General features: G+C 45.6%; 7 protein-coding genes. 2 read left to right on the top strand and 5 right to left on the bottom strand.

Annotation, left to right across the window (positions count from 1 at the left end; genetic code table 11):
• The first annotated feature begins 189 nt into the window (after positions 1–189).
• Entirely contained in the window at positions 190–2,712 is a 2,523-nt protein-coding gene (locus SAPGRDRAFT_RS05450) for a hypothetical protein (protein ID WP_216593846.1), read from the top strand.
• A 454-nt stretch (positions 2,713–3,166) separates the two neighbouring features.
• Here the strand turns inward: SAPGRDRAFT_RS05450 and SAPGRDRAFT_RS05460 are convergent, their stop codons facing one another.
• The 3 genes from SAPGRDRAFT_RS05460 to SAPGRDRAFT_RS05470 form a co-directional block, all read right to left on the bottom strand.
• Positions 3,167–5,290, bottom strand: a complete 2,124-nt coding sequence (locus SAPGRDRAFT_RS05460; RefSeq protein ID WP_002657837.1) for a gliding motility-associated C-terminal domain-containing protein — start codon at positions 5,288–5,290, stop codon at positions 3,167–3,169.
• 99 nt (positions 5,291–5,389) lie between these two features.
• Positions 5,390–6,298, bottom strand: coding sequence for a tRNA (adenosine(37)-N6)-dimethylallyltransferase MiaA (miaA, locus tag SAPGRDRAFT_RS05465; RefSeq protein ID WP_002657839.1), 909 nt, complete (start codon positions 6,296–6,298; stop codon positions 5,390–5,392).
• Positions 6,299–6,310: 12 nt separating this feature from the next.
• Positions 6,311–6,640 (bottom strand): DUF721 domain-containing protein, encoded by a 330-nt coding sequence (locus SAPGRDRAFT_RS05470; RefSeq protein WP_002657841.1) that lies wholly within the window; start codon positions 6,638–6,640, stop codon positions 6,311–6,313.
• A 321-nt stretch (positions 6,641–6,961) separates the two neighbouring features.
• On the opposite strand from SAPGRDRAFT_RS05470, the gene SAPGRDRAFT_RS05475 reads away from it, so the two are divergent.
• Positions 6,962–7,393: a DUF2141 domain-containing protein gene (locus tag SAPGRDRAFT_RS05475; RefSeq protein WP_002657844.1), complete on the top strand. Its 432-nt coding sequence runs from the start codon at positions 6,962–6,964 to the stop codon at positions 7,391–7,393.
• 325 nt (positions 7,394–7,718) lie between these two features.
• On the opposite strand, the gene sprA is transcribed toward SAPGRDRAFT_RS05475, so the two are convergent.
• The gene (sprA, locus tag SAPGRDRAFT_RS05480) at positions 7,719–14,996 is read right to left on the bottom strand and encodes a cell surface protein SprA (protein ID WP_002657845.1); all 7,278 of its coding nucleotides are present in this window, start codon (positions 14,994–14,996) and stop codon (positions 7,719–7,721) included.
• 383 nt (positions 14,997–15,379) lie between these two features.
• On the bottom strand, positions 15,380–15,787 hold a 408-nt coding region (gene ruvA / locus SAPGRDRAFT_RS05485), incomplete at its 5' end, for a Holliday junction branch migration protein RuvA (protein WP_002657847.1).

Raw genomic sequence — 15,787 nt, forward strand, 5'->3', positions numbered from 1 at the left:
GGAATAAACAAACTGTATATTGGGGGGTAGTGACCTATAAACAAAAATCAAAATAACATGAAAGCATTCGCCACTATCCTTATCTTCTTTATTAGTTTACTTAATCCCAGTAAAATGCAAAGCAAAAAGGAAATTATTGCGGCAAAAAACAGTTACCAACAAGAGCAAGCTCTTTTGAACGAAAGCTATTTGCAGTATAAAAGCCTGAGCGAACTGCTCGCTCAGCTCAGTCCTGAAGACCCAGAATATCAATCCTTTAAAGCAGCCCTAACAAAGGCCAAAAAAGTTTTGGGGCCGTATAAAAAACAGTTGGCCAAGGAAAAAATAGCCTTAGAGACTATTATTGCCAGTTTTCTAGGCGCTCAGCAGGAGGATATACCAAAGGATAAATTTTGGAAATTATTTCAAGCCTATTGTGGAGATATGCAGAAGGCTTGTAAAAAAGCAAAAACTAATGTAAGAGGAGCAGCAACTTGGAAAACCAGCTCCCCTCAATCTGATTTAAGCGGTATTCATAACCTTTTTACTTATAAAAAAAAGAAATCCATTATCAAAGAGCTTGAAGACGAACTTTATGCTACAGTACAAGCTGCAGACAAAAAATCACCTATAGCCTTTTTAGAAGAACTCGAAGCTATTTTTGCTAACTATGAAAAAAAAGCAGCTAGCAAGGATGGCCGATCAGACCATAAACAGATAGAAACCTCCCTAGACTTTAAAAACTATGTCCTTTCCCCTAACCAACTAGAAAGCATTTTGGACCAAGCCCTGGCCAAAGATGACTTTTTGACGGAGGAGGAGAAGGCCAAAGAGATAGAGGATACCCAAAAAGAAGTAAGGGCCCTTAAGGAAAAATTATTGTTGAAGATACAAGAGGAAAAAAATAGCATCAATAGATGGAAGGATGAGGAATATTTAACATGGGATGACAGCATTAGCCTTACAGATTGTTTAGCCCCTAGCTATTTTCCTCAAGTAGTGGCCAATGATTATTATACAGACAAATATGTGAAAGTAGCGACAGTCAAAAATTCTTTACTTCAGTCTTTGGAACGCCTAGAGGAGGAAGGAAGCCTAGAAGAACATAAGGTATTTATTCACTGTGGCTTTGATTTCTCCAACTACAGAGTACAGTCCCTTAGAGAAATTTTTGAAGCAGTAGAAGCTAAACGGCTAAAGCAGTTAGATTTACTTCCTTATCTTGGCGAAGAGCCCAGAGGTACAAAAGTTGATATGCAACTGTTGCAGTCTCTTTTGAGTGGAATGAATGCAGACCCTAATGATTTCTTGGGGCAACTGCTACTAACGCATATCAAGAACTTAAAATCTGAATCACTTAGTTTAAGTGAATTAAACGCTGAACTAGCAGAAAGCCTAATCAATAATCCCGCACTATTAGCTATGATTCCCAAGGAATTCCCTAAAGAAAGTGCGGAAGCTTGGCTTTCTTTTGATGCCCAATTCAAAAGAGCCGTAGTTCCTGGGGCATTTGGCACTCACAATCATCCTCTTCAAAAAATCATACAAGCATGGAGCGAGGAGTATAGAGATCTTTTTTCTAATAAGTTAGCCAAATACAAGTATCGCTATTTTTCTAGAAAAACCTTGGAGCGAAACGCCCAAAACAACCTGAAGATATCGGACTTTCCAGAATTGGAGACGCTCTTTCAGCAAACCTTTAAGGAGACTTTAGTAGAAGGGGAAAAACTAAGTTATTCAGAGGTTGCTAGCAGTTGGCAGGCCTTCTTATTAGAACTAGTGATACACAAAGGCCTTAACAACTTAGAGCCGCATCAAGCTGCAGTTCAGGCCTTAGAAAAAGCGGGTATTCATGCTCTAGCAGATAGTACTAAGCTAGAGGCTATTTTCCAGCCTATTCCTCTGCCGAAGAAAGAAACCGAAACGCTCTTTGACTTAGGTAAAAATTCTTTCAAAATTCAATGGATTTTTAATTGGAAAAAAGCTGTAGCCGATATAGTACTACTTGCAGAGAAAGCCGAAGAAATATTTAATACTATTGAAGACAATATAACAGATATTATTGCAGAAGGTGTTAAGCGGATAACAGACTGGATCCTTCAAATTATTCCTGATATGTCTGGCTGGTGGTCTGATGATGATACAAAAAAGGCTAGGAAAACAACAACTGACAGAAAATCTGTTATTAGACTTTTAAAAGCTAAGTTAATAGAGGCTTTAAAAACCGTAGCAGCCAAAGAGCAGGATCCAGACAGCATAGAATATACATTTAGTCTCAGCCGCAAAACAACTGAAGGTGGTTCTTTTTCCTATGCAATTACAAACAATAGTAGCCCTATAGTTACTAAGGGAGGAAATAACTACATGACGATAAAAGCATCGGATCTTTTTACTGAGTATTCTAAGAGTGAAAAAACCCTTAAAATTAAGTTTCTACTTAGAGTAGAAAAAAATTCTTTTCAGACAACAAACGATGTGGCTATGAGTGCTTTTACAGTTGTAACTGCAGGGACCTCAGGTAGCCGGCAGGTTTCTAACGCTTACACAGAACAGTACATCGAAATAACTGCAAAAATAAAGGAATCCACAAAAGAGGAAATCACCGTAGAGGTTAACACCTCAAAAGATAATTTCAATTGTGTTAATATGGCAGAGGTTGCCTTTGCCACAAGTGTAGATATAACTCCTCCTAGCCAAACAAAAACAATTAAACTAACGCCTGTTGCCAAATAAATTTTTTAAACAAAGCCCCAAATAGAAGTTTGGGGCTTTGTTCTTTCAATAAAAGATTGCGAAGCAATACCACTTCTAAACGGTTTTGCAGGCGGCGAAGCCGCCGCAGGCTATAGCCAGATTTAAACGCACTCACTTTTATAGTTTGCAGCAATTTCCCGCTAGTCGGCCCTATTTTTCTCAGCCATAGCGAAGGCTATGCCCTTAAAAAATAGCTGGCCTAGCAGAAAATTCATAGCAAACTATGGCCAAAGCAGCGCGATTAAATCTGGCTGAGGGATGGACAGCAGTGGCCCGAAGGGCCAGACCCAGCCGCCGAAGGCGGCGCAGGGCCGAGCGAACAGCGAGCTGCGAGACAGCCCGACCCGAGCGAAGCGAGTGGGCAGCCCCAAAAAAAACTCCCCTCACAGCAAAACACTGCAAGGGGAGCTCTCTTTTTTATTGGGCGAATAAGTTAGCGCAAAAGCGTTACTTGGCCACGGAGCACAACGGGCTCGCTATCTTGTGGGCGTTGGTAGCTAATGCGATAAATATAGACATCGCAGGCTTGTTCGCTGCCCTCAATGGTTCCGTCCCAAACAGGGTTATCGGCATTGTCATAGACCAATTGGCCCCAGCGGTTATAAATCTTGAACTCATCCACATAGGCGGCATCTAGGTAGAGGGCGCGGAAACTGGGGTTGATATTATCGCCATTGGGCGTAAAGGCCGAAGGCAAGGCGGGTTCGGGCAATTCTGTAATTTCTAGCGTGAGTGTTTCGCTGACTGTACAGTTGTTGGCCGTAGCGCTAACGGTAATGGTATAATTTCCTACGCTCAGGCCGCTGAGTTCGATATCGCTAAGGGTATCGGAGCTGAGATTTAGGCCGCCTGTGGGGCTATAGGTCCAGCTATAGCTTACGCCAGCTTCATTGGCGCCAGTGGTAGCGGGAATAGTCAGGCCCAAATCCATGGCCGTATCTTGTTGGTTGCTATAACCTAGGCTAGGATTAAGTGCGGGAGGCGTGGCAGCAGCCAGTTGAGCCGTGGCCGTGGTTTGGCAGGCATTCGCATCATTGATGGTTACCGTATAACTTCCGGCGCTCAATCCGCTAAGGTCTTCTGTTGTAGAGCCATCAGACCAAAGGAAGCTATAGGGAGTTGTTCCGCCTTGGGGGCTGAGATCAATCTGGCCATCATTGAGGGCGCAGCTTTCGTCTTGGCTACTGCTGCTAGCAGAAAGAATTGCAGGATCTTGCAAAACAGCCGACAAAGTATCTGTGCAGCCATTGCCATCGCTAACGGTCAGGGCATAAGTGCCAGCCGCCAAAGCGCTAAGATCTTCTGTGGTATCGGTATTGGACCAAAGGTAAGTAATTGGCGCAATGCCACCGGTTACCGTCACATCAATTGTTCCGTTGGCGTCGCCATTACAGCGGGGCGAAACGGCAGAATCGAGCGCTACGGCAAAGCCAGAAGGCGTATTGAGTTGATAGCTATCGACCAATTCGCAGCCAGTAGTGTCAGTAATAGTTACACTATAAGTACCAGCAGAAACATTACTCAAATCTTCTGTAACTTCGCCATTTGACCAAGCAAAAGTATAGGCATTGGCGCCGCCGCTTACGCTAATATCGATAGCGCCATCCAAGCTATTCGGACAGTTGGGGTCGGTTAAGATAAAACTACTAGAAATAGCGGTAGGTTCGTTGATAGTAGCGGTTACGGTAGCGGTAGTTCCATTACTTTCTGTTACGGTTAGGGTATAAGTACCTCCGGCCAGGCCAGAAAGGTCTTCGGTGGTGTCACCATTTGACCAAAGGAAGCTTAGGTTGGCGCTTCCGCCAGTATTACAAGTATTGGGCGTCATAGCATTGGTAGCGGCCCAAGTAGTGCTGCCATCAGGATTACGTTGATAGACATCTCCAGAAACGGCAATTGTAGCATAGCTAGCGAGGGCGGGAATAGTTACACTGCCTACGCAACCCGTCAAACCAGAGGTGCTGATAATATCGCCTGGGCTAGGCGTATTCTGGCTGCTCGGGCTGCCATAAATCACTCCATCAATAAAGGTTCCGCTGGCGTTATACATTGTGAGATACTCTCCGCCATTGGTAAAAATAAGGTCCTGACAAACTCTAGTGCCTACATCAGCGATACAGTTACAGCCTTCAACATCTAGGTCAAAGATTGTCCCGTTACCAACATGCAAAGGCGAGTTATTATGGCCAATAGTAAACAAGCCATCGGAGGGGACGATACTGCCTGTGGGCAGGGTCAAAATCCAGTCGCCATCAGTCAAAACATAACAACTCAAATCTGTACCTGCGGGAGCGATGAGCTCAATATATTCTTCAGAGAGGGGGTCGCCATTGGCGCCACAACCTGTTCCGTCGCCAGTTCCAGGTCCATCTACTAAAAACTCATTAATTAAAACGGTAGTGGAGCTACAGTTATTAAACTCTGCCGTGACAAAAACAGCCCCATCGTTATTGCCATTACAGCTCACATCCTGTGTGCTATCTAAGGTAACTGTAAGTTGTGCTACTAGCGGAAAGCTACAGCAGAGGGCGAAGAGGAAACTAATCGTTTGTTTCATTTACTTATTTTTGGTATAAAGCTGAAATTTCTCTTTAAGGCCGCAATAATACGAGCATTGTTAGGAATATCCAACCTTTGGGAGTCAACTAAACGTTAATTATAGCAATTTCAAATAGCCCAAAACGGCCTCAACTTGTTCATCTAAAGGCAATTGAGCATCTACCCAATGTACATCTTTTTCCTTGCGCAACCAGCTCATTTGCCGCTTGGCATAGCGGCGGCTATTGCGTTGAATCAGGCGGATAACTTCGGCCCGATCTATTTGGCCCTCAAAATACGGCCACCATTCCTGATAACCTACTGTTTTTAAGGACAATAAACCTCTTTTTGGGTACAATTCTCTGGCCTCGGCCTCTAGGCCCTGTTCTAACATCAGCAAAACTCTGTGGTCTATTCGCTCATAGAGCTGTTCTCTGGGCCAATCTAAGGCGATCTTTATGACATTAAACGGACGAACGGCCCGCTTTTGCTGCCTAAAACTACTATAGGCTTGTCCTGTAGCCCGACAAATCTCTAGGGCTCGGACCAATCTTCTGGGGTTCTGCCGATCTACTTCTTGATAATATTGAGGGTCTTTTGCAGCCAGTTCTTGCTGCAAAGCTTCCAAGCCTTTTTTGGCCAATTCGGCCTCTAGTTCTTCTCGAACAGCTGCGGGCACATCTGGAAACTCATCTAGGCCCTCTGCCGTAACCCGAGCAAACAATCCCGAGCCGCCCAATTGTATAGCCAGCTCTTTTTGCTCAAAATAATTGGCCAAAGCGGCCAAAATATCCTGCTCATAATCCCCCACCGTATAGTTGTCCGCTATCGACAAGCTATTGATAAAATGATGCGGAGCCGCCGCCAGTTCTTCGGCGGTTGGCTTGGCGGTTCCAATCTCCATTTCTCGGTAAAATTGCCGAGCATCACAAGAAAATATCTCCGCCCCATATTCTTGGGCCAAGGCAATGCCCAATGCTGTTTTTCCGCTGGCCGTGGGGCCCAAAATTTGCAATAATTGCGACACTATTCCGCTGTTTTAGGCCAAAATGACCACATCCTTCAAGTATTCTTCTCCCAAATGCCGATTCAGCAATTCCAAGAGTTTGGCCTTGCCATAAAGCAGCTCCTGACGCAAGGGCGCAGAGCGCATTCGCACAAATAATTTGCGTCTTTTCACAAAAACCGATTGTGTATGCTCGGCAATCATTGGCCCCATTTGCTGCTCCCAGTAGTTCCGAATCTGAAACTCCCGCATCTTGTCGCTCAGGCCATATACTTGCAGCATTTTGCCCAGTACATTCCCAAAATTATCGTCATTTGACTTGCGATAGGGCAAGCTATTGTGTAGGTCTTCCAATGATTTCATAGGCTGCTGTTTATGCTTCTAATCGGCTGAAAGACAAAAGTAATACATTTTTCACGGCTTTCTGCTATTGGATTTTTAACCTTTTTTTCTATGCTGCTGTTTGTTTTTTGGGGCCTCAGCTGCGGCTTCGCCTTGCTGCGCTACGTTTCAGGGCTCGCAGGTCTGCTCGGCCCTTCGCCAGCAAGCTGGCTCGGTCTGGCCTTCGGCCCCCCTTGCACATCGCTAGGCCATTTGGCCAAGGGCCATGGGGCCGTTTTGCTGCGCTTCGGCCCTCCTCGATCAAGATTCCTCTTATTTTCAAACTTTAGTTATCCCCTGCTTATGTTTCCTCCTTTTTTGCTTGTTTTTGCCCTCTTTTTTCTCTGCTTTAGCCCAATTTCGGCCCAAGGGCTAATCATTCAGCTAGAGTCGGCCAAAAAGGTAGAGGGCCAAATCTATTATGCGCTTTATCATAGCGCCCAGAGCTTTCAGAAAGAAGAATTGGCCCTTAAAAAGGCCGTGGTTCCGCTTCAAAAGCTGCCTTTGAGTATTGATTTAGGCGAATTTCCGCCGGGCCAATATGCCTTGGCCTTTTTTCAGGACCTCAATGGCAATGGTCGGCTAGACTTTAATTTTTGGGGCCTTCCCAAAGAGCCCTATGGCTTTTCTAATGATCCCAAAATTTTGGCTGGCCCTCCCAGCTTTAAGGCGGCCAGCTTTAGCTTGGGGCCCAAAGAAAATAAATTGATTAGGATCCGGCTAAAAAATGAGTAACTCCAATCATGGCGAAGCCATACCGCTCTTGCTGTAGGTTTCAACCTACCGTATCGGCCTAGCGATGCGGCGGGGTGGCCGCAGGCCAGACCGAGTTTTTGAGCGCAGCGAAAAAGCGAAGGGCCGAGCGACCCGACCAACGGGAGCCGACGCAGCGAAGCAAGTAACAGCGAGCCCCAAAGCGACAACAAGGTCTTTAGACCGCAGTTCGACGACCAAAGGGAGTAACCGCCGCAGCTTTGCTGCGGAGGCCCCAAAACAGCAGGATATAAAAAAACGGTCAGCAGAGCAAGCTCCACTGACCGTTCGTCATTTTGGTCTTAGGTTATTGGGCCAAAGAGAGGCGAACCGTAACCCCGGCCTTGGTGTTGGTGACCGGGAAAGAGGTAGAAACCGCAGGAATTGTGCGGTTATAATCATAGAATAATCGGATCGTCAGGCGGTTATTGATGGCATAATCAATAGAAGGCGAGATTCGGATCGTTTGCATTCCGCGAGTAGCGACCGAGTTATTTTGGTCCAGGACGTGATTAACCGTTTTGTCGTCTCGGAAAGAGAAGTCGAACTTAATATCCAGCTCATTTTTGGGAATTGTCTTGCCAAAATCAAAGTCGAAGCTATTGTTCTTTTTCTTTGTATCCTTCTTTTTGCCCTTCTTGCGAAAAATATTCAGCTTATCGGGCGTAAAGTTTTTGATGAGCATTCCTAGGCCCACGGTAATTTCAGAAGTTTTGGTTTCTGAGAGTTGGTAATCGACAAAGCTCATAGAGAGGTTTCTCGATTTTTTGTAATTAAAGCGGGCAGAAAGGCCGTTTTTCAGGCGCATATCGATACCGATCAGGGGTAAAAACTGTTCGGTAATCACGATATCGGGGATCTCGAAGCTAGAATAATAGTTGAGGCTATTAGGATCTTTTTGCTCGGGATCTTCCTCAAAATCGAGGTCGGTAGCAAAGCTATTGACCGTTAATTTCGACTGATAGCCATGAGTAAGGCTAAAGCTAGAGAAATACTTTTTGAAGAAATCGATTTTGGTTAGCCCGTTGTAGGTCAGTTTCCAGTTTGGCATAGGCAAGAGGTCTCTGATATCGCCTAATTTAAAGGTATTGGCATCTTGGCCAGAATAGGCGGCCAAGAAAGCGGGGATCAGGACATCTTGTTGGTATCGGCCATAGCCGAGTCGGTAGCCGGCATTATTGGTGGTATCATCGTGTAGGTCGGTAATGCCATTGGCATCGCCGATGCGGTTAGAGATAATGATTCGATTATTTTCGAACTCCTCAAAGGTAGCGGAGGAATTGCTGCCATTGGTTCCGATTTTATCAAAGGTGGATAAAATGGGGAGGTAAGAAATATTCACCGAGCCAATTTCCATAGGATTGAGATGTTGGAAGCTTCCGCCGATGGTATCCATTTTAAAATTCTCGGAGAAGTTTTCCGTCAGTGTTTTGCTGAGGTCCACATCAATTTTAAAATCGCGGAAAGGTTCTAGGGTAAATTTTGCCGAAATACTTTGGTTATGCGACTGCGTCACCTGTTGGTTGAGGAAAATATTTTCGGTTACCCAGCCCGAGCTAGCGGCTTGATCTAGCCAGGCTGTAGTGGCTGTTCGGCCGGTAGGGTTGAGCCCTGTAATAAAGTCCCAGCCGGGGGCCAGATTAGCGCCAAAGTTATTGATATCTTGGCCGAGGATGCTATGTTGGCCCATAAAGCCGGGGATAGAGGTAGCATAATCCTCTTGGTAAGTAATTCGGCCACGGCGGATAAGGAGTAGGGGGCGGATAAGCAGGCGTTCGGCCATAGAGGGTTCTCTTTCCTCCTTATTCTTATCCTCTTTACCGCCTTTTTTATTGGGTTTAGGGCGGTTATTTTTCTTCTTCTTTTTCCGTTTGCTATCAATCTTTTTGAGGTATTTTGATTTTGCGTACAGCTTAGTAAACTGGAAATCTGCGTTGAGTTGTCGGTTGTGGGTATTTCCGATCACATTACCGAGCGAGTCGGTATTGAGGCTAGCCACACTCCAGTTATAACTGCTTTGGTATTGTGCGCGCACCTTAATCCAGTCTAGGATTGGAATTTTATTTAGGGGCAGGGCATAAGAGAGCGTCATATTGTGTTGATAGTTCTTATTTCGCCCAAGGTTTTGGATATTTTGCCAAACGCTATCGCGTTTCACTTCTGTATCTAGGCGGCCATAGGGTTCGTCGATTACGCCATTATTTGTGGCTGAGAAATTAAATTTGAGTGATTTGGCAAAATCCCATTGGAGGTTATAGGAGCGGTCCCAGCTAAAGCGCTTATCGTACCAAGTGCTATAGGCATCTTGAGAGAAGCGGTAAGTCGTTTCGGTAAAGTTTCGGCGCATTTCATTGCGGAAACTGAAGCTATTGGGCAGGGGGTTAAAATTGAAATCCTGCACTAGGGCCAGCCATTTATTTTTCTTCTTAAAGAGTTTTTTGAAGGGATAAATGGGGCGAAGGCCTGGAGCATAATTATAATCGATCACGCCACGGTTTTCGATATGTTCTTCTGAGGCGATAATGGGAGAGCGATAATGATTATTACTTTGGGCGTAGGTAAAGCTAAAGTTCGAGAGATCTGTTGGCAGGCGTCTTTTCCCGGTTCTTTCCTTACGCACATTAGTAAAGTTAAAGCTAGAGATGGTTCGGACCTTTTGGGCCTGTTGGCGGATAGAATCTCGGGCCGATGCTGTAGTAGCTGCTCGTAGTTTATCCGTCAGGCGAATATCTAGCTGATAGGGGTCGTATTCTGGGGTAAGAATTTCTTGAGAGTACTGGGCATAGAAAGGCACCTTAAGCTTCCATTTTTTCGGGAAGAATTTATCGAGGTTGAAGGTACCTGCCACATCATACTGGAAGAGTTGTTCACGGCTTCTTTGGTTCACTCGTTGTTCGATTTGGCCAAAACCAATTGATTTGAACTGCCCGGAGAGCGTGAGTTGGCCCAAATCGGCCAATTTGATATCGGTACGCATGAGTGCGGCGGTTCCGCCTCGCTCATCAAAGCCGGTTAGGCGCAGCTCATTGATCCAGACCTCTCCACAGCGGTTGAGTCCATCATCTTTGGTATTTCGGATACCCACCATAACGCCTTTTACAACGCCAAGGTCAGGGTTACCAATAATTTTCACGCTATTATTCAGGGCATCGGGATCGCTTTCGGTATAGAGTGAGCTGAGTGAAACATTGAGTAAATCTCGTTGAATTTTAAGATTGCGGAGTGCATCTAGACTAAAATCGAGTTCATTATTTTCCAGCCAAATATCTTCTGGATCGGCAGAGCCAAAAGCGGTAGACATTTCTAGCGGGATTTCATACTCATAGTAGTTATTTTCAAAATCGCTACCTAGGCGAACAAAGAGTTTGAGGTCTCCGGGGTCATTCTCTATGGCACAATCGGGCAGAGACTCTGCATGCACATACATTTTGAGTCGTTCATAGACTCGCATATCGAAATTGACAATTTTGTAAATGGCCCGAGCGTCTCCATCCTTTAGGTTTTGGATATTCATAGAGAGCGACTGCTCATTTTGTAGGGTATTGGCCAAAGATCCAATTGCCTGTTCTCGCTCTACACCGGGAGGCAAAACATAAGGATAGGGTGTTCTTTGGCTGTTTTCCTCAAAGTTGACCGCATTCACATCAAAGGCGGTTTCATTGTCATTTTCGGTGGGCAAGTATACGCCAGGCTCACGGAGTGCCCGAATATAGCGGCGCCATTGGTTGCGGATGAGGTCCAGACGGGCAAAACGCATGACTGTTTTTTCCTCAAAGCCCGTCATATACATTCTAATAAAGCGGATAGAGCGGAAATCGCTGATCCCGCCTACCTTTTTGGTATATTGGTCAATTGGAATTTTCAACTGATACCAATAAACGGTTTCGGTACCATTGGGTCCTTCATAATCTACCCCAACAGAGTCAAAGGTATATTGGGTAAAGGCCATTTCATCACTACCATTTACGCGGTCTACCGGAATGCGGTATTGGAAGTAAGACTCCTCCTCATTCAAGGTATTATCTTGGTTGATATCCTCGGTATTGGGAATATTGGTAGAGGTTGAGGTAAAAGAAGTGTTGTTTCCATCAGGGGTAGAATTCCCTTGGGGGTTGTTAAATCGCTTATAGCGCCAAAGGATAGGATGTTCTCCATTGGGAGCTGTATTGTTATCATAAAACTCATCTCTAAAATAGAGAAAGTCATCGCCTGCGGGGTCATTGAGGGCGTCTTGATAAATAGCGCTGTTGGTCCCATAAATAGCGGCCAAAGAATCTAGATAGTCTGCATACTTAATGACTTCATTAGGGTTATCATAGCCATCTAAGCCCACATCTTGCTTGTCACGGATATCGGGGTCATTATCAAAAGCATTCGTAATAGCTTGAGTACGGGGTACTCTAGACCAGTTGGTCTCATCGGTCCGAATAGAAGAGCTGCTATCAGCGGGGAGGCCATTTTCAAAGAACAGACGAGAATCTCGAAGAATATCCTCAGAGACATCTCCCAATTCAATGTAGAGCTCTCCTCCATTTCCGCCATAACCTTCCTTAAAGGGACTCATTACCCAAACTTCTACAAACTCAATATTACTAGCCTCAAAGTCGTTGTTTTGCAAACTACGCATCACCCCACCCCAGTGCTTATCGGCCTCAAGAGTATCAAATTGAGCATCAAAGTTATAGGGGCCTCTTTCTTTGGGGTAATAAGCCAAGTCAAAGGTCCGCAAAAGCGTACTTTGAATAGCGGATACGGTAAAGTTTCTAAAGATTTCATCCTGACGGAACTGTCGGACATAAACACTTTTGGCCTCATCTGCCGTCACATTATCTGGCGGATTGCTAATGAGGTCGGGATCTAGTTGGTACCAAGCGATTCTTGCCCGATTCTTATTGTAAGGCAGACTATCAATTAGGTTGGCTTCAGGGAAAAGGTCATTGCCTTCTCCACGCGGCGTAGAGGCCAACTGCCAATTCAGACTAGGAATGGTAAGGTTGAAGTTGCTCGCCGCCCCCTCAAAGTCATCCAAAAAGACTACTCCGCCATCATCGTCGGCTTGATCAATTACAGAGGGAGAGCCCGGCAGTAAATGCGCAAATTCTCCACTAAAGGTAATAGAAGAAGCTTCTTTGGTCGAAATCAAAGGTAGAAAATCTACCGCCTTGGTCAACCAGGGCAATTCGCTACTATACTGCACATCAAAACCATAAATACTATTGGCAATAGGGTCATCGCCATAATTTACTTTTTGGGTAAAGGGCCGCTCCGACAAATGCAAGAAGGTCCCACCAATGTTAAAGTTCTTATTGATAAAGTAGTCAAAACGAGTCCCAAAGAAAGACTGTCGATTAAATCCAAAGGTCGAGTTATCCTCAAAGGCTACCCGAATTGGCTGCCCAGAGTTCAAATAGGCCTCATTCAAGATTTTAATTCGGCCCAGATTATAATCAATCGAGTAGTCGCTGCCCTCGGTTAAAACCGCTCCACCAGCAGAAACCACAACCGACCCTCTAGGAATATTGAATCCCCCTAAAGAAATCTCTGATGATACCGAGGACTTATAGCTTCCCCGAATGATAAAACGATTGAACTCCGGAAATTCTCTGGCCCGAGTAACCGTAGAGTCATAGAGCTGCGGATATACATAGCGCTGCGCCAAGTTGCTCAAGCTGCTGGGGTCATCTGGATCCGATAAAAAGGCCCGCTCCAAAGAACTACCAAAGGGCTCTAGGACCGGGAAGATTACCCGGCCATTCTGTGGCAAAATGGTCAATCCCGACACATAGTCAAATTGACCATCAGGCATAGGGTCGCCCTGCCGGTTGAGATTGTCTAGGTTCAAAAGACGCAATAAGGGAATAGAAGATACTGGCCCTTCTGGAATAAAGCGCTTCTCCCCTCCTCCAGGATCCTGATAAAATACATCCAATTGAAAGTCTTCACTATTGACCTGATAGGCCCCCAATGAATAAATATTCTTCATCATCAAATCCCAAATCGGTAGGTCCACTCGGGTCCGTACGCCCTTGAGCAATTTGAGGTGCATCACGTTCAAAGTATCCGCATCAATAGGCAAATCCTGAGCAAATTCCCCCACCTGATAGGTCTTTCCATTATAGGTATACTGATAAGCCACCGCAATCACATCCGTGGGCTTTACCGATACATTTAAAGAGAGAAAACCCAATTGTGGATGAAAACTATACTCTGTAGCCGATAGTTTACGAGCTCTAATTTTAGAAAAGTCCTTGGCATCAGTCATATTGAAGCCCGTCTGCAATTCAGAAACTGCCGTTTGCAAGCCCCTTGCCCGCTCACTGTTCAAGAGCTCATCATAAAGGCTGTTGGCGTAGTTATCGGGCAAGCGACGGCCATAAAGATCTCGGCCCTGCTCTGTTGCCCCATTCAAGCGGTTGGCATTGAGCATTACATCTGCATCGGTTTCCCCTAGGTCGGCATAAGCCACAATATCTCGAACGCCCTCGGTCACATTTCGGTCGTTGGTTACCCAAACTTCCATTTTTGTGATGTTGAACAAGCTATTGATTTGTGGCAGGTTTTGCATGTTCCCCTCATAGCTGTTGCGGTTATAATGAGAAAGGAAAAAATGACGATTCTCATCATAATTATCTGCCGTCACCTCAAAAGTTTGCTGCTGCGCCCCTCCCTGAATAGAGATTTCCTTGCGCTGCGTCTGGCTCTGAGATGCCACCATAGAAACCGTCAAACGACCAAACTGCAATTCGGTCATAAAACCAAAGAGGTTTTGCCGCCCCTGAATCAAAGAGGTCCGCAAAGGGAAACTTACATTACCCGCATCAATTTTACGCACAATATCATCCTCCGAACAAGGCGTATCGGTGAGGTATTGTACCTTAATCTGCCGGTCAAAGTCAAAGGTGGCTTGGGTGTTATAATTAAAAGAGAGCTGTAGCTTCTCCCCAATTTTCCCCACCACATTGAGCTGCATGTTCATATCAAAGTCAAAGCCGCCCTGACGTTGCTGCCGCTCAGTCAAAATAGGGTTGGCAATGCGCTGAAAATCAGCCCCAAAAGTTAAGTCAATATTTCCCTGTGGACGCACATCAAAGTTGCTGCCGCAAAACAAACGATCTACCAAGCTGTTTTTAATTCGCTCTTTATAGGGCTCAATAGGGTCATCTCCCGCCTGCTGACGATCCATCAGGTAGAGGTCCTGAAAATAATCTTGGTCCTCTTCTTTGGCCCGCCACTCTAGGTATTCTTCTAAAGTCATATATACAGGCGGACGATAATTGCTGCCATTGATCGTTTCGGTCAAGACATAAAGACCCGAACGAGGATCATAGGTCACTTTCTTATCGATGGCCTTAGGATCTTTAAGGTCAAAGGGGTTGTTGCTCCGATCACGGACAAAGTCGCCAAAGCGCTCGCTAATCGGTGGCAAACTATCCGCTGCCGGATAGTTCGGAATATCTGGCCCTAAAGGCCAATCTGGACCAGCCGATAATGTTGGCCCATAAAAATGAGGTCCATTGGCCCCCATTGTTTGCGATACACAAAGAAAGAACAGCAGTAGCTGCAAAGCTGCAGTTTTCGCATTCATAAGGATAGCGTCTATTGATTCTGCTGGCCAAAAAGCCAGTATAAAGGAGATAGAGGGAAGATAGTAACGAAGGAGACAAACCGTCTAGTACCAAAGCATTTTGCCCGTTTTTTACCCAAGAGAAGAGCTGGCCTAGCGATGTGGAGGGGGGCGGCGCAGCCGCAGACCCAGCCGCCAAAGGCGGCGCAGGGCCGAGCAGACCTGCGAGCCCCGAAACGACAACAAGGCCGTCAGGCCGCAGTTCGACGACCAAAGCGAGTAACCGCCGCAACTTTGTTGCGGAGGCCCCAAAAAAATATGCATAATATTTTGGGCAGCACATAAAAGTCCCCTTCCTTCCTATCTAAAAATTGGGTAAAATTGCTATCGAATAATACTAGTTTTTATGTCATTTGAGCCAATGCCAATTTGATGAGTTGCCCCACATCTTGCATCTCTGGCTCCGTTTTGAGAATTTTGTTCAACACTTTTTGGGCCTTTATTTTATTAAAGCCCAAGGCCAAAAGCGCATCCAATGCCTCCGAACGAATAGGGTTCTCCCCCACCGTTTGACCCTGAATAGAAGCCGCAATGGCCTCGCTTACCGCACCACTTTCTTTGAGCAATTTGTCTTTTAACTCCAAAATGATCCGCTTCGCCGACTTTGGGCCAATGCCCTTGGCCGACTTCAATACCGCCACGTTTTCAGCAATAATTGCCCCCCGAATCTCTTTGGCCGACATAGCCGACAACAAGACCCGAGCCGTGTTGGCCCCCACTCCAGATACCGAAATCAACTGCTCAAATAGTTG

It is taken from the genome of Saprospira grandis DSM 2844, assembly GCF_000275825.1.
GTDB classification, from domain to species: domain Bacteria; phylum Bacteroidota; class Bacteroidia; order Chitinophagales; family Saprospiraceae; genus Saprospira; species Saprospira grandis_A.